An 18,937-nucleotide genomic window follows, 5' to 3' on the forward strand; every position below is an offset into this window, starting at 1 on the left:
AAACCCCTTTAATTTTATTTAGAATAATTTATTTTGCAAGTACTAATGGTGAGAATACTATATACGCACCAATCATAGATATAATAACAATTGTACTTATCAAATATCGATGTTTCCATGGTGTTAAATTAACTTTATTCAAATCTGATTTAAATTCAAATGGCGTATCTAATGGCTTAATTCTACCGACTAACCAAAGTATTAGAACATCTAGTAAGAATAAGACACTTAGTACGTATAAATAATGAATATCTGCTAAGAAGAAACTTGCAAACACATATGCGACTATATGGAATATAAAGGTTATCTTTGCTGCTTGTGCTGTAACATATTTTGAATAGAAACCTAATATAACAATTGCTAGCAACGGCATACTATATAATCCATTAAATTGTTGAACAAGAGCATACAATCCTGCTGGTGCAAATGAAATCAACGGTGCAATTATGATAGAAATAAAACCTACAATTACCGTAACTAACTTACCTGCTCTAGCAACTTGACGATCTGTTGCATCCTTTTTAAATACGGGTTTATAGAAGTCTAATGTAAACAATGTTGAAGTTGCATGTAAAGCACCCACGAATGAACTTAATATTGCACCAAAGATTATTGCACCAAAGATACCGTAAGCCCATTCCGGTAAGACTGCTGTAAGTAATGTTGGATAAGCATTATCAGGGTTTTTTATAGAATCCCCAAACATATTAAATGCTACGATGCCTGGAAATACTAGAAATAGTGCTCCAAAAATTTTGAAGAATGCTACGTATAAGGCTCCTTTTTGACCTTCTTTAAGATTTTTTCCAGCAAGCGTTTTTTGTACAATCATTTGGTTCGTACACCAGAAGTACAAGTTATTAAAAAACATCCCTAAAAAGAGCGTTGGCCATGGAACTATATTAGAATCAACAGGGCCAATTGCATTTAATAATTGTGGCGTCTTTTCCTTAACAGAATCTAGTCCTCCAAGAAAACTACCATCACCAAGTATGATTAATCCGAGCACTGGAATGGATAGACCACCAATTAAAAACAAAACACCATAAACGGAGTCACTAAATGCGGCCAGAGACAAACCACCTAAGAGTAAATATATTAGACCAAATACACCAATCACACCTGCAATAAGTGCAACTGCTACTAATGGATCAACACCCAACAGTTTATCCACACTAAAAATTTGATTGAAAACAAGTGATCCTGAATACAGTACAACTGGTAAAAATGAAGTCATATAAGTAAAAATAAATAGGAATGATACAATTCTCTTAGTAATGGTGTCATATCTGATTTCAATAAAATCAGATATTGTATTGACGCCATATTTCAAATACTTTGGTAAGAAAACAAGCGCCAGGAATACTAATGCAATCGCAGCAGTTACTTCCCAAGCCATTACTTCCATTCCAGCAACATAACTTTGACCATTTTGGCCAACTAGTTGTTCGGTTGATAGATTGGTCATAATAACAGTTCCGGCTATCGTAAAACCTGTCAAGCTTCGACCACCAAGGAAATAACCTTCTGACGTATTATTAACAGTAGATGCCCGACTTCTTATATAGGCGTAAACTCCAATTCCTCCAACAATTATTATAAATGTTAATAAAACTAATATATTCATACTGTCTCCCCCTAAGATGCACTACCCTCGTCTATTTCAAAAAGTCTACTAAATCCATAGATTTATTAACTGCTTAAACTAAAATTTTGCGGTATGATCCCATCAATATATTTTTTTGCTTTTAATGCATATTCAAATGGATTCGCCCTGGCAGGGTCTTGTTCTGCTTCCACAATAATCCACCCATTGTAATCGTTATCATAAAAATTCCTTAAAAGTGGTTTGAAATCAATCATGCCGTCTCCAGGCACGGTAAAGGCACCTTTTTTAACCGCTGTTAAAAAGCTATCATCATTCTCTTTTACTTCTTTGGCAACCTCTTCACGAATATCTTTAAAGTGAATATGCTTAATACGCGATTGATGTTTATGATAGACTTCACCCAAATCTTCACCAGAGAAGACAAGATGTCCAGTATCATATAATAAAGATACTTTTTCAGGGTCTGTGCTTTCCATTAATCTATCTATTTCTTCGGTAGTTTGTACCCCTGTGCCCATATGATGGTGATAAACAATTTTCATTCCTTTTTCAAGCGCCAATTCCCCTAGTGCATCAAGACCGGTTGTTAATTTGTTCCATTCCGAATCTGTAAAAACTGGCTTTTTCTTGAAAAGAGGGGTATTCATTTGTCCTTGGATACTAAGCCCTTGTTCTGACACAACGATTACTTTTGCTCCCATTTCATATAGAAAATCACGGTGCCGAGCAAATGCCTCTTTTGTTTCTACGTATGGTTTTGTTGTTAAGAAAGCACTAAACCAAGCACTTGCTACCTGAAGATTTCTCGGTTCTAAATATCTTCTTAACACTTTAGGATCCTTGGGATATTTATTTCCGATTTCTGTTCCCGTGTACTGCGCAAGAGCCATCTCACTAATACATTGTTCAAAACTATTTTCACGACCTAATTCAGGCAAATCATCATTTGTCCATGCAATAGGTGCACAGCCAAACTGGATTTTCTCTTTAGAAACCATAGGACACCTCCTGATTATGTAATTCAACAATTTGATTTGTATCAATGGATTGCTGTAAAGCTATCGCAACCTTCGTACCTTGTAAACCATCAAATGCGCTTACTTCTGGTTGACGTTTTTCTTTGATACAAGAGATAAATTCCTTCATCTCATTCATGAAAGCTTCTTGGAAACGTTCTGGGAAATGTTGGGATGTTGGTCTAACAACACCATGTTCATTAAACACAGAAACTAAATTCTTTTCTGGGACAGCAGCAATGCGGAGCATGCCCTTCGTTCCAATGAGCTCTGTTTCAACATGATATCCATGAACAGCGTTACGGCCAGCGACAAGGATTGCGATCGTTTTATCTTCTAACTGCATCATTGCGGCACCAGTTTCTAATTCGTTTACTTCATCTAATTCTGGATAGGCTGCATTTTTGCCTATTGCCCATACACGCTTCACTTCTTTGTTAGAAAACCATCTAACCAAGTCAATGTCATGAATGGACATGTCTGCAAATAATCCTCCACTATTGCTTGCACCAGCAAATTTCACAAAGCTTTCAAGACCTGAACTAGGATCAATTCCATAACAGCGAATAACGGTCAATTCACCAAGTTCACCAGAATCTACCATTTCTTTAGCATATTGATAGGATTCATCATAGCGTCTCATAAAACCAAGTTGAAAAACTTGATCAGGATGGGATTCAATGATTTCAATTGTTTTCTCTATATCAGCTATTTCCAATCCAATGGGTTTCTCACAGAAAACATGTAAGCCTTTCTCCATCGCTAAACGAATCTGTTCTGTATGAAAACCTGATGGTGATACAATACATACGGCATCCAGATTAGGACTATTAACCATTTCTTCATATGTTAAGTAAGTTTCCTCAACCCCAAGTTTATTTGTAGCAAATTCCAGCTCTTCTTCTACAATACTGCAAGCAGCTGTTAATGTTGCACCAGGGATATGTTTTGCTATATTCATAGCATGGATTTTCCCTAGCCTTCCAAGTCCTACAATTCCTAGTCTGATACTACTCATTTTCTTCCTCCTCTAAACCCCTACCTTGATGAATAAAGGAGATTTATAGCTTAAGCTTATTATCCCGAAACCCAAGCCTCTCCTCTACCCACAATTTCGATAAAAGAATCTACATTAGTATTGTTTTGCTTTCTTTCTTATTTCTGCCTTTTCTTTATATGCCTTTTGAACGTTTTCATTTTCTGATACTTCAGCTACTCCAACATTCCACCAGCTTTCATATCCTTCTGTCATTGTCTTTGGTAGCACTTTCATTTCAATTAAAGTAGATACTTCTTGCTGCTTTGCATCCTCAAGCGCAGCTTTTAATTCCTCCACTGTATTCGCACGGTAAACTTTCGCACCGTAACCTTCTGCCACCTTCGCATAATCAATGTTTAATATCTTATTATCATGGGTTCTAAATTCTGTGAAATAGCTACCACTGCCATGTCCCATTTGTAGATTGTTAATACATCCGAACCCAGAGTTATCAAATAATAGGACATTTATTTTTTGATTGTATTGAATGGCAGTAATTAGTTCTGAATGCAGCATGAGGAAACTACCATCCCCTACAAAGGAATATACCTCTTGGTCAGGGTTTGCCAATTTAATCCCTAATGCACCGGAAACTTCATATCCCATACAGGAATACCCATATTCGACACTGTATGTATTTGGTACTTCTGGATTCCAAATTCGTTGCATGTCTCCCGGCAGTGAACCTGCTGATGTAATAACATTACTGTCTGGTGCCACCGTATCATTGATTGCTAGTACTGCTGCTGTTTGGATAAATTCTGTTTCAAGGGCATCTGCATATTCATTCAGCACTTCCTGAGTGAATTGCTCCTTTACTTCTGGATCGAAGTTTTCACGCTTAAATGTTACATTCGCTAAGCGCTCACGTTCAGCAAGCCATTCTTCCTTCAATTCTGAAATGGTGTCCCCAAACGCACTTGTATATCCTTCAAGAAGTGGTGCCAATTGTTCGAGCGTTGTTTTTGCATCGGCGACTACCTGGAATGCATCTAGCTTATATGCTTGCGCCCGACTGACATTGATATTCAGGAAATTCGTTTTATCAAAGTTAAATGCTGTTTTAGATGATGTAGCAAAATCCGTATATCTTGTACCTATACCGATAATTAAGTCTGATTGATATGCTGCTTTATTCGCAGCAAGTGTACCAGTGACCCCCATTCCACCAAGGTTGTTTGCAAACGATGCTTCAACTGTCGATTTCCCTGCTTGCGTTTCTACCAGTGGAATCTGATGCTTCTCTGAAAGTACCATTAAAATTTCACGAGCACCGGAATATTTTGCTCCGCCACCTACTAATATAACTGGTTTTTTACTCGCTTTAATTAATTCAGCTGCTCCAGCTAGTTCCCTTTCGACAGGTGCTTTTCGATCAACGTAGTGGACACGTTTCTCAAAGAATTTCTCTTCAAAATCATATGCTTCCCCTTCAACATCCTGGGAAATACAAATCGTTGTAGGTCCAGCTGTTGCTGGGTTTGTCATCACTTCAAATGCGCGGAGTAAACTTGACATTAATTGTTCTGGGCGTGTGACACGATCCCAGTAGCGTGATACTGGTTTTAATGCGTCATTCGTTGTGATTGATGCACTATGATCCTGTTCCACCTGTTGTAATACCGGATCTGGCTGTCTTGTTGCAAAGGTATCACCCGGGATGAACAACACCGGAATATTATTGGCTAATGCTGTTCCCGCTGCGGCTACAAGATTAGCTGATCCTGGTCCAACGGAAGTTGTTACAGCATAAATCTTTTGACGCAGCATTTGCTTGCTGTACGCAATTGCTGCATGGGCCATCCCTTGTTCGTTTTTCCCTTGAATGATTTTTAAATCACCTGCATCCTGTTCCATTGCCTGACCGATTCCAAGAACATTCCCATGACCAAAGACGTTAAAGATACCTTCTACAAAGGGAGTTTCCTTCCCATCAACGCTAATATATTGTTGTTTAATAAACTTGATCAATGCTTGTGCTGTCGTTAATCTAACCGTTTTCATATGTTTCAACCTCCAATTTCAATCCCTTAAGCTCTTACAGCAATTAACTGCTCGATTTCATCCAAAGAAGGCATTGCATCTGATGAACTATGTTTGCTTACTACAATTGCAGCTGATGCACTTCCAAATTTCAATGCTGTTTCAATATCTTTTCCGTTAAGCAATGCATATAGGAATGCTGAAGCATATGAATCACCCGCACCAAATGTTTTCAATACTTTTGATTTATAAGCTTGACCTCTATATTCAGCACCTGATTTCTCATATGCATAAGAACCATCCACACCATGTTTGATTACAATCAACTCTGGGCGATGTTTAAATAAGTTTTGAATCGTTTCTTGGTTGTTGCCATTTTCCAAGTTTTCCATCATATCATATTCATCTCTCGTACCAATCACAATATCTGATTGTTCTGCGATTAATGAGTAATAGATTGCTGTTTCCTCTTTTGATTTCCATGTATATGGACGATAATCCAGTTCAAATACGACAGTTACATCATTCTTTCTTGCAAGTCCAACTGCCTTGATTACAGCTTCACGAGATGGACTCTTTGCTAAAGCTGTTCCAGATACTAACAGTACTTTTGCTTGTTTAATATATGCTTCACTCACTTCATCTGGGTGTAAATAAAGATCTGCGACTTCCTCACGATACATTAAAATACTGCATTCTTCTGGACTTTTAATTTCTGTAAATGTAAGTCCAACTTTATGCCCTTCTTTATCGACTACGATATTTGACGTATCGATTCCAGCTTCACTCATGTACTTTTTAATGAAATTACCATGCTGATCATCAGGAATTTTGCCAATAAATCCTGTTTTCAACCCTAGTTTTGAACTCCCAATTGTAATATTTGCAGGAGACCCACCTACATATTTAGTAAATGTCATTGTTTCTTCCATCGGACGATTGTATTCGTTTGCATTTAGATCAATACACGCACGGCCAATTGCAATAATATCGTATTCTCTATCATTATTGAATGCATAACTCATTATTACTATCCCCTCTCGTTTTCTTCTATTTACGGTCTAAAATCCATTCGTGATCTGGATCATTATGGAATTGCCATTTTCTTACTGGACCAGCCATGACATTTAAATAATAAGAACTATAGCCATCTGGTACCCCTACTGGATGATAACCAACTGGTACAAGTACTGCATTCGCGTTTTCTACTGACATCGTTTCATCTAATGAGCGGTCATCTGTATAAACACGCTGGAAAATAAATCCTTGTGGTGGATCAATTTCATGATAATAGGTTTCTTCCAGGAATGACTCTTCTGGTAAATTATCTTGATCATGCTTATGTGGCGGGTAACTTGACCAGTTACCAGTTTCTGTAAACACTTCGACAACTAATAAACTATTAGCTGAAGGATCTGAGTCTGGCAGGATATTATGAACCAATCGTTTATTGCTGTACTGCCCTCTGTTTTCAATTCCATTTTCAGATGCTTTGATAAGTTTCGTTGGTAGTTGTAACTCTGAAGGCGAATAGCAAAGTACAACCCTAGCATTTGATACCGCTTTAATTTCAAATGAGCGATCATTCGATACATAAACACTGTCAGTCGGAATTCTTTCAAAAACACTTTCGCGTGTTCCAATGTTTTCGAAAATCGCTGTGCCATCTGTCACCGTAATTTTCCCTGTTAGTGCGACAATACAGCATTCCTCTTTCACTAAGCTTTCGTCATATTTCGCTCCTGGTTCAAGGTCAATTACTTTAAAACCTACATAGTTTAGATCTGAATTATCGCTTGATACATCGTGTACTAGTGTTACCCCTTCACCGATTGTTTCTTTCATAGGTTTGCGGAGTAGTTTGCTCATGGATGATACCTCCTAATGATATCTTTATTTCTTGAGACAGAGGATTTTTCATCCTCTGTCACTTTTTAGAGTGTTGTCTATTAATCTAGCTGAATTTACGCAAAATCAGGAGTTTCATAGCGTGCAGTTACTACCTTTTTACGTGTATAGAAATCAACGCTGTCTTTTCCATTTGCATGTAACGTACCATAGAATGAAGCTTTCCATCCTGAGAATGGGAAGAATGCCATTGGTGCTGGTACCCCTAGATTAATTCCTAACATACCTGCATCGATATTCTCACGGAAATAGCGTACAGATGAAGTATTCGTTGTGAACAAGCATGCTCCATTAGCAAATTCAGATTGATTCGCTACTTCAATTGCTTCCTTAAGGTTCTTCACACGGATGACAGATAGTACTGGTGCAAAGATTTCGTCTTTCCAGATTGTCATTTCTGTTGTGACACCTTCAAAAATTGTAGGACCAACAAAATATCCTCCATCAAGGTCATCTTTACGGCCGTCTCTTACAAGCGTTGCACCTTCAGCTTCACCTTTTGCGATATAATCAAGTGTACGTTTTTGGTTTTCTTCACGAATAACAGGTCCTAAGAACACACCATCATCTAGCCCATTACCCATCTTCACATTATCTGCTGCTTCCGTTAATTTAGAAATGAATTCATCTGCTACATCTTCTTGAACCGTTACAACTGCACATGCCATGCATCGTTCCCCAGCTGATCCGAAAGCTGAACCAATAATGTCTGTTACTGCACGGTCAATATCAGCATCATTTAGAACGATCGAATGGTTTTTTGCACCAGTAAGGGCTTGTACACGTTTTAGTTTCTCGCTTCCACGTTTATAAACGTATTCACCAACCGGTTGAGAACCAACAAATGAAATCGCTTTAATATCAGGGTGATCAAGGATACCGTTTACAACATCATGTGCACCATACACGATATTTAATACACCATTTGGAAGTCCTGCTTCTGAAAATAATTCCGCAAGTTTTTCTGTAAGTAATGGTGTTTTCTCCGATGGTTTTAATACAAAGGAGTTACCTGCTGCAATTGCCATCGGGAACATCCAAGCTGGAACCATCATCGGGAAGTTAAATGGTGTAATTCCACCTACAACACCGATTGGATAACGATAGTTCGTAGCCTCAACATCTGTAGCAATGTTTGCTAATGAGTCTCCCATCATTAATGTTGGAATCCCGGCCGCAAATTCCACGTTTTCAATTCCACGTCCAACTTCACCAAGCGCTTCTGTTGTATTTTTACCATTCTCAATAGTAATCAAGCGTGCTAATTCTTTTTTATTTTTTTCCAGTAGTTGCTGATAGCTAAATAAGATTTTTGCACGTTTAGCTACTGAAACCTTACTCCACTTTTCAAAAGCCGCTTGTGCAACTTCTGCTGCATAGTCAACATCCTCTTTTGTAGAAATTGGTACACGTGCAATCACTTCTTTGGTTGCTGGGTTATAAACATCCTCATATTTAGTTGCTTTACTTTCAACCCATTCACCATTTATATAGTTTTTTAATTTCCTAACTTCTGTTGCTACTTCCGCCATTCTATATTCCTCCTATATTTTATTATCATTGGAACTACAGTGCTTTTATTAGTTTTATTTGCCTTACCATTCTGACTTCTCACGCAAAACTAATAACTTATGATTATATAATAATACTGTTATCGCTTTCAGTCAATGGATTATTGTTATTTTTTTGTTATATTTATGTGAACTTATGAATATAGTACTATTAACTAATGAATTCAATCTTCAATTTCTTCCCATTTCAGCTCATTCGTTATATTAATGATAAGAAAAATGGGACACTTTATGATAAGTGATGAATGATTACACCTTTTCGGCAATATATAGTGTTTACACATATCTATTGAATTATTATAAAACTAGAGTTATTAGATGATAGCCTTAGAAAAAATGAAACCTTAGCCATTCTCCTTTTTTTCTCTCCATTTACGTGGGCCGAGAAATTTTATAGATACTTCATTCCTTTTCCAAGAGACAATTAACAGAGTAGCGGTTAATCCTAAGCAACCTGTGAAATAAAAGCCGTATTCAATTCCCATCCACGAATTTATTATTCCTGAGAAAAACGGACCCGCGAAAATTCCTAATGCATACATTGCCTGATAAGCCCCCATTGCTGTCGCTCTTTTTTCAGGTGTAATTGATTCAATAGACATACCTAGTAATAGCGGGAAAATTAAGCCTAACGCAAAGCCACTAAAGCCTTGTATGACATAGAAGCCCCATTTTGCTTCTGATAATGGAAGGATGAATATAAAAACAGCCGTTAATAGAAACGCTAGCTTAAGAGATCGCCAGTCACCAAGTAAGGGTACAATGACTCTTCCCATAAACAATGTTGCTATCGCATGTGGAATCATGAAAGCAAACACAATAAAGGTCAGTTCACTTGGCTGGAATCCAATTTGCAATGCATAGGTAGGCGTAAACCCAAACATTGTTGAAAAAATAATACTATGAGCTAATATTGATAGTAAGGCAATCTTAAGTAATGATGGTTGCGTTATTACCGAAGTCAGGTCTTTCAATTTCATTGGATTGCTTATCGTTTTTTCTTTCGGCTCGAAAATAAAGAATGAAAGAATAAAGCCAATGGCACTCGCTGCAACTCCTATCCAAAATGGTGCTTTCCATCCCCACATCTCGACAATCGAACCGCTAAAGCTCATACCAAGAAATTGCCCTAAAACAATAATAAAAGAAATACTACCCATTGCCCGATGAACCTCTTTATCTGAAAAGTAGGAGGAATACAGTACTGTAAATGCCACCCATGATGCAGCAGCTATCCCAGCAAGTGAGCGGGCAACAAAAATCCATCCTGCACTATCTGTCATGATAAAGATTAAACAACTCAACATACTTGCTAGCATCCCCAGGATAATAAACGGCTTTCTTTGCTTAACCAAATCCGATCCAATCCCAATCGGAAGCCGAAATAAAACTTGCATTAAACCATAACTTCCCAAAATGATGCCAATTAATGAAAATGAAATCCCATTCGTTTCCATGTAAGGTGACAAAATAGGAACATAAATAAAATGGGGAAACCATAGTAAAAAGGATACGGCAATAAATAGATATTTGCTCTTGGTATTTGACAAAGCTATTCACTTCCATTTTCTTAGAAAACTGATGCTTAACCTAGCAGGTTAGCTTTAACATCCATTATTGTGAAATCCTTAACCTTTCTTCTCACACATATAACCATATTTGTTAGGCCATTTAGAGGACGCCTACAATTTCCCGGTTAAAAACTGTGCTTCACCAAATCCAAAACTCCAGTCAGCAGCACCATTTGTTACAATCGACACCATCACATCATTTGGTTCTATTCCACACACTTCTTCCAAGCGCTCTGCTAATAAACGATAAAAGGCTTTCTTTTGTTTGTCATTTCGCTGTGTACTTGTTATCGTAATCAAGACAACGCTTTCACTTCTTTCAAAACCTAATCCGGTGTCCTTAATAATCATCTCATTTGCCGCATGTTGATGCACAATTTGATACCTGTCACCTTCAGGAACTCCGAAAGCCTCAACAACTACTTCATGTGTGGTATCTAATAATCTTTTTAACGATACCTCATCTCTACCTTCTATTAAATCAAATCGTATTAATGGCATTTTATACATCCTCCTGTATTATAGTTGGTTTATTACTACGAAACTACTAGTTTAATATGATGATTTTCAGCATACTGGATATAGTTCGCTTCAGGTAGCATATCTGTAACAAGATAATCAATCTCATTCAATTTACAGTATGATGTTAGTGAAGATTTATTAAATTTATCATGGTCAACAAGTAAGAATGCCACTTCACTCCTCTTAACGACTTCAGCTTTAATTTCACTTTCAATGGGCAATGAATTTGTCACACCATTTTTAATGGAGACACCAGTTGACGCAAGAAATGCTTTATTGATGTTATAAGACCTGATGACTTCCTTATTATTTGCACTAGTAAATGACTTTGTTTTTTGCTCGAGCATCCCTCCTGTTGAAAAAATCGTCAGGTTATTATATGGAATTGCCTTCATAATAAAGTCGATATTATTGGTAATAATCGTAACCTGCTTATTTTTAATGTACTCTAGCATTTTTAAAGTAGTTGTTCCTGAATCAATAAAAATAATGTTTCCGTCTTCTACATATTCAGCAGCCATTTTTGCAATTTGTTCTTTCTCTTTATCATTTCTGACTTGTCGATCACTAAATGGTACCGTTATCGAATGATTGACAGAAATACCACCATACACTTTATTAAATTCACCACTATCGACTAGTTCTTGCACATCCCTTCGTATCGTATTTTTAGATACATTAAACATAGTGACAAGTTCATCCAATGAAACGGTTTCATTTTCTAATACATATTCCTGGATCTCATTTAAACGCCTCGTTTTTATCATTACCCAGATATCCTCCCTTCTATCTTCTATCTTCTATCTTCTTTGCAACACTTTACTATCATTAACTATAGGATAACAGAAAACATTCATTATTTCATCATATTTTAATATAAAGTTAACAAAAAAATACCATTTATTTTTAAAATTAATAAATTACTTGTTAGTATATGTATAAATCTTTTCCTATTATTGAGCTAAAGTAGATTATAAGGAAAACACAATAAATGTATCTATATTGATTGTTAAGTTAATAATTAATTGAGAATATCTAATTATATTGGCACCTCTAACTCTCAAAATACTTCGATTATCTGGGGATTTTTTATAATTCTCACCCCACAACCTGTATCAATGTCAATATATGTTCGACGTTCAAACAGTTGCTTTTCACAATAAATAATTAAAGCAATAACTTGCTAAAACCTCTTAATGTAAAAAAAGCTTGGGATTTATCCAAGCTTTTCTTCAGATAGTACAACCCTTATATTATTCTGTTCAGCGTATTGCGAGTACTCTTCCGGGATTTTATTTGTAACTAAATAATCTATCTCATCTAAATTACAATAAGTTGTTAATGAGGCCTTATCAAATTTACTTTCATCCACTAATAGGAATACTTCAGCACTTCGTTTAACAACTTTCCTTTTCATCCCGCTTTCGATAGGAAGTGAGTTTGTTACACCATTCTTAATGGAAAGCCCAGTAGAAGCCAGGAATGCTTTATTTATATTATAGGAGGCAATAATTTCATCATTTTCAGCACTTGTCAGGGAGTTCGTTTTTCGTTCTACCATCCCTCCAGTTGAATAAATATTAAGCTTCTCATATGGAAGTGCCCGAACGATAAAATCAATATTATTTGTAATGATGGTTAACTCTTTATCTTTAATATAATCAACCATTCCAACTGTTGTCGTTCCCGAATCAATAAATATGATATCCCCATCTTCTACATATTCTGCTGCCATTTTACTAATCAATAGTTTTTCAGACTGATTACGAATCTGTCTTTCACGAAAAGGAACCGTTACTGATGGTATGTCTACTGTAACACCACCATAAATTTTCTTAAAATCCCCCGTTTCTACTAGTGTTTGCACATCATTTCTTATTGTATTTTTAGATACCTCGAATTTCTCTACTAATTCATCTAACGAAACGGAACCATTCTCAATAATGTATTCCTGTATTAAATCCAAGCGCTTAGTCTTTAACAAAAGAATTCCCTCCACCTGTAGTTTATCTAAATTGAATAATCTCATGATCATTAATATATTATGGAATATTATTAACATTTAACAATTATGTAATACAAACCATACTGATTCATTATAAGTATATACAAATTGGAATGGAATTCAAACCAATTAATGCAGCATATATTATTAACGAAACAAATTATTCTATAACCGGTCCATAAAACTTATAGTGAACAGCTTTAAATGAAGTATAAATTGATAACTTAATCAATCCCACTAAATTATTAATAAAATAGTGTTAGTTATTTATTACATTATATAATTGGTAGCGTTTTCAGTCAATGGAACTATCAAATAATTGATATTAATTAGAGGTTCCTGTCACTCCCCGAAATTTGTCGAATAGATAGTCAATTCACACTCTTGTTTATTTTATAAGCAATGATAAAATAGCATTATACATAACTTAATGCAAAAAGGAATGGAGGATTAGCATGTACAGTGAGCCTATATTTTTACAGCCCGTTTTCCAGGAACGAATCTGGGGAGGGCAAAAGTTAAAGAAGGAATATAACTACGATATCCCTTTTGAAAAGACTGGGGAAGCTTGGGTAATTTCAGCACATCCACATGGTCCAAGTGTCATAAAGAATGGACCATTAGAGGGCAAAACCTTGGCAGATGTTTGGCAGAATTATGGAGAGCTTTTTAATAAAGAAGCAAATAATAATGAGGAGTATCCATTATTAATAAAAATATTAGATGCTGTGGATGATTTATCCGTTCAAGTCCACCCAAATGACGAATTTGCCCGTAAAATGGAAGCGATTGCATATGGTAAAACGGAATGCTGGTACGTGCTAAGTGCAGAGCCTGGTGCAGAGATTATCTTAGGTCATCGTGCCAACTCCCGCGCGGAGCTGGAAAGGATGATTGATAATGGGGAATGGGAAAATCTATTAAATCGAGTCAAAGTCCGTGCTGGAGATTTTTTCTATGTTCCAAGCGGGACGATTCATGCGATTGGCAAAGGAATTGTAATCTTGGAAACGCAGCAAAATTCCGACATAACCTACCGCGTTTACGATTATGACCGCACGGATGCTAATGGTACTAATCGAGAATTACATTTAGATCGCGCGAAACTGGTTACAACGATTCCACATCAAGATCCTGCATTCAATCAAAGTGATGGAGTTGTCGGAGATTTAAAGATGAAGCGATTGGTAGAGGAAAAGTACTTTACCGTTTACCATTGGCATTTAAATGGAAGCGCTTCACAAGGACTGGATAAGAATTTCTTGCAAGTGAGCGTAATTGCAGGAAATGCTGTCATCACGGTTGACGGAAAATCTTTTGAAATTAATAAAGGAAGTCATTTTATTTTGCCTCATACTGTAGATAAATATGAGCTTTGTGGTACTGCTGAATTTGTTGTTTCTACCGTTTGATAATTGGTCAGGATCCTATTAAACTGATATTTAATAGGATCCTTTTAGCAGTTTTAATTTAAAAATTACTAACCTGCTTTTCATTCACCATCCCTAATAAAATAGCACCCTTCACCCCCTGCTCGTCTTTGAGCTCAGGAGCAACAATAATATCGTCTACATTTCCAACATCCAAATATCCGTTAAGCTGCTTCATAAATTCCCCGCGAATCATCGGATACAGCTTCTTCTGCTTCATCACACCACCACCAAGAATAATTTTCTCAGGTGACAGGATCACAAAGTAATTTACAATTGCCTGCGCTAAATAATAGGCTGCCAGTTTCCATACCTCTTCATTATCTACTAGCTCTGTCCCCTTTTTCCCGTAGCGCTGTTCAATTGCCGGACCTGAAGCAAGCCCTTCAATACAGGCACCGTGGCTTGGACAGCTTCCTGCAAAAGGATCATCGACATGCTTCTGTACAAAAATATGTCCCATTTCTGAATGGTTCTTACCTTGGAATACCGTTCCATTTTGTACGAGCCCTGCCCCAATTCCCGTACCGACCGTAATATAGAGACAGCTATTCACATTGCGACCTGCACCGTATTTGTACTCGCCAAGACAAGCTGCGTTGACATCCGTATCCAAATAAACTGGAACCGAATAATCATCCTGAAGCCTTGAAAGCAAAGGATAATTACGCCACTTCATCTTAGGAGTCAGCAAAATCGAGCCATATGTATCGCTCTGTTTATTCAAATCAACAGGTCCAAACGTACCAACTCCAAGTGCCTCGATCACATATTGATCAAAAAACTGCTTTGCATCCGCAAGTGTCTCATCTGGATTCCTAGTAGGAAAACTTACCTTATCGAAAATTTCTCCTGATTCATCGCCAACAGCACATACAAACTTTGTGCCACCAGCTTCAATTCCCCCTATTAACATAAGATAACCCCCTTAGAATATTTATCAATAGACACGGGGAAGCTTTCCAATTCAAAAGCTTCCCTGTGTCTATTAGAAATAATAGCTATTAAACTAAGAAATAGAACAATGAATTATCGATGAACTGCTAGCTTTCATAAATTCAAATGAAGTGCATAACTGAGTATTCTGCCCTGCAATCCAATCTTATCCCTTCACAGACCCAGCCAACAATCCTCTCACAAAATACTTCCCTAAGAAAATATATACAAGCATTGTCGGTAACGCCGCAATCATCGCACCGGCCATTTGCACATTCCACTGGACAATCTGGCTTCCCGATAGATTTTGTAATGCTACCATAATTGGTTGGTTATCGGACGTCGTAATTGTCACGGCGAAAAGGAATTCATTCCAAATATTCGTAAACTGCCAAATCGCAACGACGACAAATCCAGTAATGGATAATGGAACAATCAGATGCCTAAATATACCGAGGAAATTGGCGCCATCGATTTTTGCGGCTTCAATCATTTCATCGGGAATATTCGCATAGAAGTTGCGGAACATTAACGTTGTAATTGGCAACCCATAGACGACATGCACGAGAATTAGTCCCGGAATCGTATTGTACATATCAATCGTCCGTAAAAATTGAATTAATGGGATTAAAATACTTTGATATGGGATGAACATGCCAAATAAAATAAACAAAAAGAGTGTGTTTGCACCCTTAAACCGCCATTTTGACAAAACATAACCATTCATTGCACCTAATAATGCAGATAAAATCGTTGCTGGAACGACCAAATAAATGCTATTTAGGAAATTCGGTGCGAGCTTCGTAAATGCCTCTGAATAGGAACTAAAGTCGATTGCGGACGGTAATGCCCACATGTTTTCCAGTGATACTTCGTCAAGTGGCTTTATACTTGTGACAATAATGACGTAAATCGGCATGATGAAGAGGACTGCAAATAAGATTAAGATAATGTATTTGATGAATTTCCCAATTGGAAATGACGCCATTATTGATCACCCTTTCGACCGCTCCATAAATATGGAACAATAAATACTGCAACAAGGAGCAGCATAATTATCGCAATGGCAGCACCATTTGCGTAATAGTTTCCTCTGAATGTCGTTTCGAACATATATACACCAGGGACGTCGGTAACAAAATTTGCCCCTGAGCCTGTCATTGCATAAATCAGGTCAAATATTTTGAGTGAAATATGTGCCATAATAATGATGACACTCATCGTAATTGGTGCGAGCATTGGGAGCACGACTTTCCAGTACACTTGAAATTCAGTTGCCCCGTCCATTCGAGCTGCTTCCCTAAGTTCATCAGGAATCCCTCTAAGTCCAGCAAGATACATTGCTAACGAGAATCCAGTCATCTGCCAAACTGCTGCGATCACAACGGAAATAATCGCGACGGGTAACCCGAATTCGATACTCCCCCACTCGAAGCCTGCGAGTATATTCGTGTCGGTATACCATTTCGGCTGAATGCCAAATACACTCAAGAACTGATTAAATCCTGTTGAAGGATTTAGCAGCCACTGCCAAACAACCCCTGTCACAACAAACGATAGCGCCATCGGAAATAAGAAAATATTTCGGAAAATACTCTCCCCTTTGAGCTTCTGGTCAATTAAGATTGCCAAGCCCATGCCAATCACAATGACGGCGCCGATGAATAATATTGTGAAAAATAGTGTGTTTCGTAAATCTGCTTGGAAACGGAAATCCTGAAATAGATAAAGATAGTTTTTCAATCCCGCAAAAGAAAAGTCTGGAATCAGAGAATTATAATTACTTAAAGAAACATATCCAGTCCAGCCGATAAATCCATATACAAATACGATTATTAAGATAATCGATGGAAACAGGAATGCGATTGCTGTCCATTGGTCCTTGGAAATTTTCCGTTTATTTTTTATCTGTATGTCATTTGCCATCGTAATCCCTCCGTCTGAGGTTCATCCCTAATATGAAGAGGCTGCCTGACATGAGGCAGCCTGCTCTCTAACGCCTTACATTTCTGGTGCTGCACTTACCAATGCTTGAATGAAATTATCGACGTCTCGTTGCGTCACGAAAATATTGACTGCCTGATTCGCCTTCGTTAAGAATCCTTCCGATGCTGCGGAACCGTGCGCAAGGCTCGGCACTAGTCGTGAATTCTTAAAGTCTTCCATTGCGTCCTTCCCGTACTGATCATATTTTTCCGGGTCTGCATCAATTCTTGCAGGGATAGAACCTTTCAATGGATTAAATGCATCCTGTCCCTCAACAGAAGCAAGCACCTTTAAGAATTCCTTCACATCATCCGGATTATCGACTCCTTTTGGTAAGCCAAATGTATCGGTAATAATTTGGAATTCACCATCTGTGTCGGGAAATGCGAAGTAACCGAAGTCAACATTTGTTTCCAAATCTAGATCATTCGCAAAATATCCTTTCGCCCAGTCCCCCATGTTCAGCATCGCTGCTTCGCCGTTCGCCACAAGCTGCGCTGAATCCTGCCAGTTACGAGACGCGTGGTCCTCATTTACATAGTCTAAAATTTTGCCGAACTGCTCGGCCGCTTCTACAACACGTGAATCATCAAAGCCAATTTCGCCTGCGAATAGCTTTTTATAATCATCTGGACCTAATTTTCCTAATAACACATTTTCAAAAATTTGTGTTGCTGTCCATGACTCTTTATCACCAAGTGCAACTGGAATAACCCCCGCTTCCTGTAATTTATCTGCAGCTGCGAAGAATTCATCCATCGTTGTTGGCACTTCGATTTCATTTTCCTCAAACACTTGCATATTATAGAAGAAAACATTTCCACGATGAATGTTTACTGGGATTGAATAAATATTGCCGTCACTACTTACTAGATCAATTAACTCCTCTGGGAATTTATCCATCCATTCATTTTCTTCATAAAAATCATTCAAAGGCTCCATCTTATCAGCGGCAACCCAGCTCTTATTGAGCTCCTCCCCACCATGAACCTGGAACGTTGACGGTGGATCATTCCCCTGCATTCTAGTCGCTAGAACAGCTTTAGCATTGGTCCCAGCACCACCTGATACTGCTGCATTATCTATTGAAATATCTGGATTCTTTTCCTCAAATAATTCAATCAATGCTAGTAAACCATCCTCTTCACCGGCACCTGTCCACCAGCTGAAGATTTCCACTTCCCCTTTTGAATCTCCTCCACCGCTATCCTTCCCTGCGTCATCCGTTTTCCCATCTGCATCTCCAGATGATTCGGAACTACAAGCTGCGATTAATAACGCTAGTACAACGAAAGTAAAAAGTGCCAATAATTTCTTCTTCACTACATCTTCCCCCTTTATTTGATACCGCTTTCATTCAT

16 protein-coding genes are annotated in these 18,937 nt (G+C 37.6%); 1 reads left to right on the forward strand and 15 read right to left on the reverse strand.

Annotation, left to right across the window (positions count from 1 at the left end; translation table 11 throughout):
- Positions 1 to 28: 28 nt before the first annotated feature.
- From CUC15_RS16840 to CUC15_RS16890, 11 genes are all read right to left on the reverse strand, one after another.
- Complete coding sequence (locus CUC15_RS16840; RefSeq protein ID WP_114917775.1) at positions 29 to 1,627, reverse strand: solute:sodium symporter family transporter; 1,599 nt, start codon at positions 1,625 to 1,627, stop codon at positions 29 to 31.
- A 65-nt stretch (positions 1,628 to 1,692) separates the two neighbouring features.
- Entirely contained in the window at positions 1,693 to 2,607 is a 915-nt protein-coding gene (iolE, locus tag CUC15_RS16845; RefSeq protein WP_114917776.1) for a myo-inosose-2 dehydratase, read from the reverse strand.
- Positions 2,597 to 3,643, reverse strand: coding sequence for an inositol 2-dehydrogenase (gene iolG, locus CUC15_RS16850; RefSeq protein ID WP_114917777.1), 1,047 nt, complete (start codon positions 3,641 to 3,643; stop codon positions 2,597 to 2,599). The genes iolE and iolG overlap by 11 nt, the downstream gene beginning before the upstream one ends.
- A 114-nt stretch (positions 3,644 to 3,757) precedes the next feature.
- Complete coding sequence (iolD, locus tag CUC15_RS16855) at positions 3,758 to 5,668, reverse strand: 3D-(3,5/4)-trihydroxycyclohexane-1,2-dione acylhydrolase (decyclizing) (RefSeq protein WP_114917778.1); 1,911 nt, start codon at positions 5,666 to 5,668, stop codon at positions 3,758 to 3,760.
- A 26-nt stretch (positions 5,669 to 5,694) separates the two neighbouring features.
- Positions 5,695 to 6,672, reverse strand: a complete 978-nt coding sequence (iolC, locus tag CUC15_RS16860; RefSeq protein WP_114917779.1) for a 5-dehydro-2-deoxygluconokinase — start codon at positions 6,670 to 6,672, stop codon at positions 5,695 to 5,697.
- Positions 6,673 to 6,697: 25 nt separating this feature from the next.
- Positions 6,698 to 7,516: a 5-deoxy-glucuronate isomerase gene (gene iolB / locus CUC15_RS16865; RefSeq protein ID WP_114917780.1), complete on the reverse strand. Its 819-nt coding sequence runs from the start codon at positions 7,514 to 7,516 to the stop codon at positions 6,698 to 6,700.
- A gap of 95 nt (positions 7,517 to 7,611) precedes the next feature.
- Complete coding sequence (iolA, locus tag CUC15_RS16870) at positions 7,612 to 9,087, reverse strand: methylmalonate-semialdehyde dehydrogenase (protein WP_114917781.1); 1,476 nt, start codon at positions 9,085 to 9,087, stop codon at positions 7,612 to 7,614.
- A gap of 383 nt (positions 9,088 to 9,470) precedes the next feature.
- A complete protein-coding gene (locus CUC15_RS16875; RefSeq protein ID WP_242985892.1) occupies positions 9,471 to 10,676 on the reverse strand; it encodes an MFS transporter in 1,206 nt (401 codons plus the stop codon).
- Between the two features lie 132 nt (positions 10,677 to 10,808).
- Positions 10,809 to 11,198, reverse strand: coding sequence for a tautomerase family protein (locus CUC15_RS16880; protein WP_114917783.1), 390 nt, complete (start codon positions 11,196 to 11,198; stop codon positions 10,809 to 10,811).
- 35 nt (positions 11,199 to 11,233) lie between these two features.
- Entirely contained in the window at positions 11,234 to 11,986 is a 753-nt protein-coding gene (locus tag CUC15_RS16885) for a DeoR/GlpR family DNA-binding transcription regulator (protein ID WP_114917784.1), read from the reverse strand.
- 449 nt (positions 11,987 to 12,435) lie between these two features.
- Positions 12,436 to 13,203 carry a DeoR/GlpR family DNA-binding transcription regulator gene (locus CUC15_RS16890; RefSeq protein ID WP_114917785.1) on the reverse strand — a complete coding sequence of 256 codons (768 nt, stop codon included), beginning with the start codon at positions 13,201 to 13,203 and terminating at the stop codon, positions 12,436 to 12,438.
- Between the two features lie 476 nt (positions 13,204 to 13,679).
- Here CUC15_RS16890 and manA point away from each other — a divergent pair, with 476 nt between their 5' ends.
- Positions 13,680 to 14,636 (forward strand): mannose-6-phosphate isomerase, class I, encoded by a 957-nt coding sequence (gene manA / locus CUC15_RS16895; protein ID WP_114917786.1) that lies wholly within the window; start codon positions 13,680 to 13,682, stop codon positions 14,634 to 14,636.
- Positions 14,637 to 14,694: 58 nt separating this feature from the next.
- Here the strand turns inward: manA and CUC15_RS16900 are convergent, their stop codons facing one another.
- From CUC15_RS16900 to CUC15_RS16915, 4 genes are all read right to left on the reverse strand, one after another.
- Positions 14,695 to 15,570, reverse strand: a complete 876-nt coding sequence (locus CUC15_RS16900; RefSeq protein WP_114917787.1) for an ROK family protein — start codon at positions 15,568 to 15,570, stop codon at positions 14,695 to 14,697.
- Positions 15,571 to 15,756: 186 nt separating this feature from the next.
- Positions 15,757 to 16,578 (reverse strand): carbohydrate ABC transporter permease, encoded by an 822-nt coding sequence (locus tag CUC15_RS16905; protein ID WP_114917788.1) that lies wholly within the window; start codon positions 16,576 to 16,578, stop codon positions 15,757 to 15,759.
- Positions 16,578 to 17,516 (reverse strand): carbohydrate ABC transporter permease, encoded by a 939-nt coding sequence (locus CUC15_RS16910; protein ID WP_114917789.1) that lies wholly within the window; start codon positions 17,514 to 17,516, stop codon positions 16,578 to 16,580. The genes CUC15_RS16905 and CUC15_RS16910 overlap by 1 nt, the downstream gene beginning before the upstream one ends.
- Positions 17,517 to 17,591: 75 nt before the next feature.
- Positions 17,592 to 18,899, reverse strand: a complete 1,308-nt coding sequence (locus CUC15_RS16915) for an ABC transporter substrate-binding protein (protein WP_114917790.1) — start codon at positions 18,897 to 18,899, stop codon at positions 17,592 to 17,594.
- Between the last annotated feature and the right edge of the window lie 38 nt (positions 18,900 to 18,937).

The sequence above is a fragment of the Oceanobacillus zhaokaii genome, from assembly GCF_003352005.1.
Classification (GTDB): Bacteria; Bacillota; Bacilli; order Bacillales; family Amphibacillaceae; genus Oceanobacillus; species Oceanobacillus zhaokaii.

What these genes read in the sequence shown, in the direction of transcription:
- CUC15_RS16840 (WP_114917775.1), bottom strand. Translation starts at nt 1,627, where the DNA reads ATGAATATATTAGTTTTATTAACATTTATAATAATTGTTGGAGGAATT.
- iolE (WP_114917776.1), bottom strand. Translation starts at nt 2,607, where the DNA reads ATGGTTTCTAAAGAGAAAATCCAGTTTGGCTGTGCACCTATTGCATGG.
- iolG (WP_114917777.1), bottom strand. Translation starts at nt 3,643, where the DNA reads ATGAGTAGTATCAGACTAGGAATTGTAGGACTTGGAAGGCTAGGGAAA.
- iolD (WP_114917778.1), bottom strand. Translation starts at nt 5,668, where the DNA reads ATGAAAACGGTTAGATTAACGACAGCACAAGCATTGATCAAGTTTATT.
- iolC (WP_114917779.1), bottom strand. Translation starts at nt 6,672, where the DNA reads ATGAGTTATGCATTCAATAATGATAGAGAATACGATATTATTGCAATT.
- iolB (WP_114917780.1), bottom strand. Translation starts at nt 7,516, where the DNA reads ATGAGCAAACTACTCCGCAAACCTATGAAAGAAACAATCGGTGAAGGG.
- iolA (WP_114917781.1), bottom strand. Translation starts at nt 9,087, where the DNA reads ATGGCGGAAGTAGCAACAGAAGTTAGGAAATTAAAAAACTATATAAAT.
- CUC15_RS16880 (WP_114917783.1), bottom strand. Translation starts at nt 11,198, where the DNA reads ATGCCATTAATACGATTTGATTTAATAGAAGGTAGAGATGAGGTATCG.
- CUC15_RS16885 (WP_114917784.1), bottom strand. Translation starts at nt 11,986, where the DNA reads ATGATAAAAACGAGGCGTTTAAATGAGATCCAGGAATATGTATTAGAA.
- manA (WP_114917786.1), top strand. Translation starts at nt 13,680, where the DNA reads ATGTACAGTGAGCCTATATTTTTACAGCCCGTTTTCCAGGAACGAATC.
- CUC15_RS16900 (WP_114917787.1), bottom strand. Translation starts at nt 15,570, where the DNA reads ATGTTAATAGGGGGAATTGAAGCTGGTGGCACAAAGTTTGTATGTGCT.
- CUC15_RS16905 (WP_114917788.1), bottom strand. Translation starts at nt 16,578, where the DNA reads ATGGCGTCATTTCCAATTGGGAAATTCATCAAATACATTATCTTAATC.
- CUC15_RS16910 (WP_114917789.1), bottom strand. Translation starts at nt 17,516, where the DNA reads ATGGCAAATGACATACAGATAAAAAATAAACGGAAAATTTCCAAGGAC.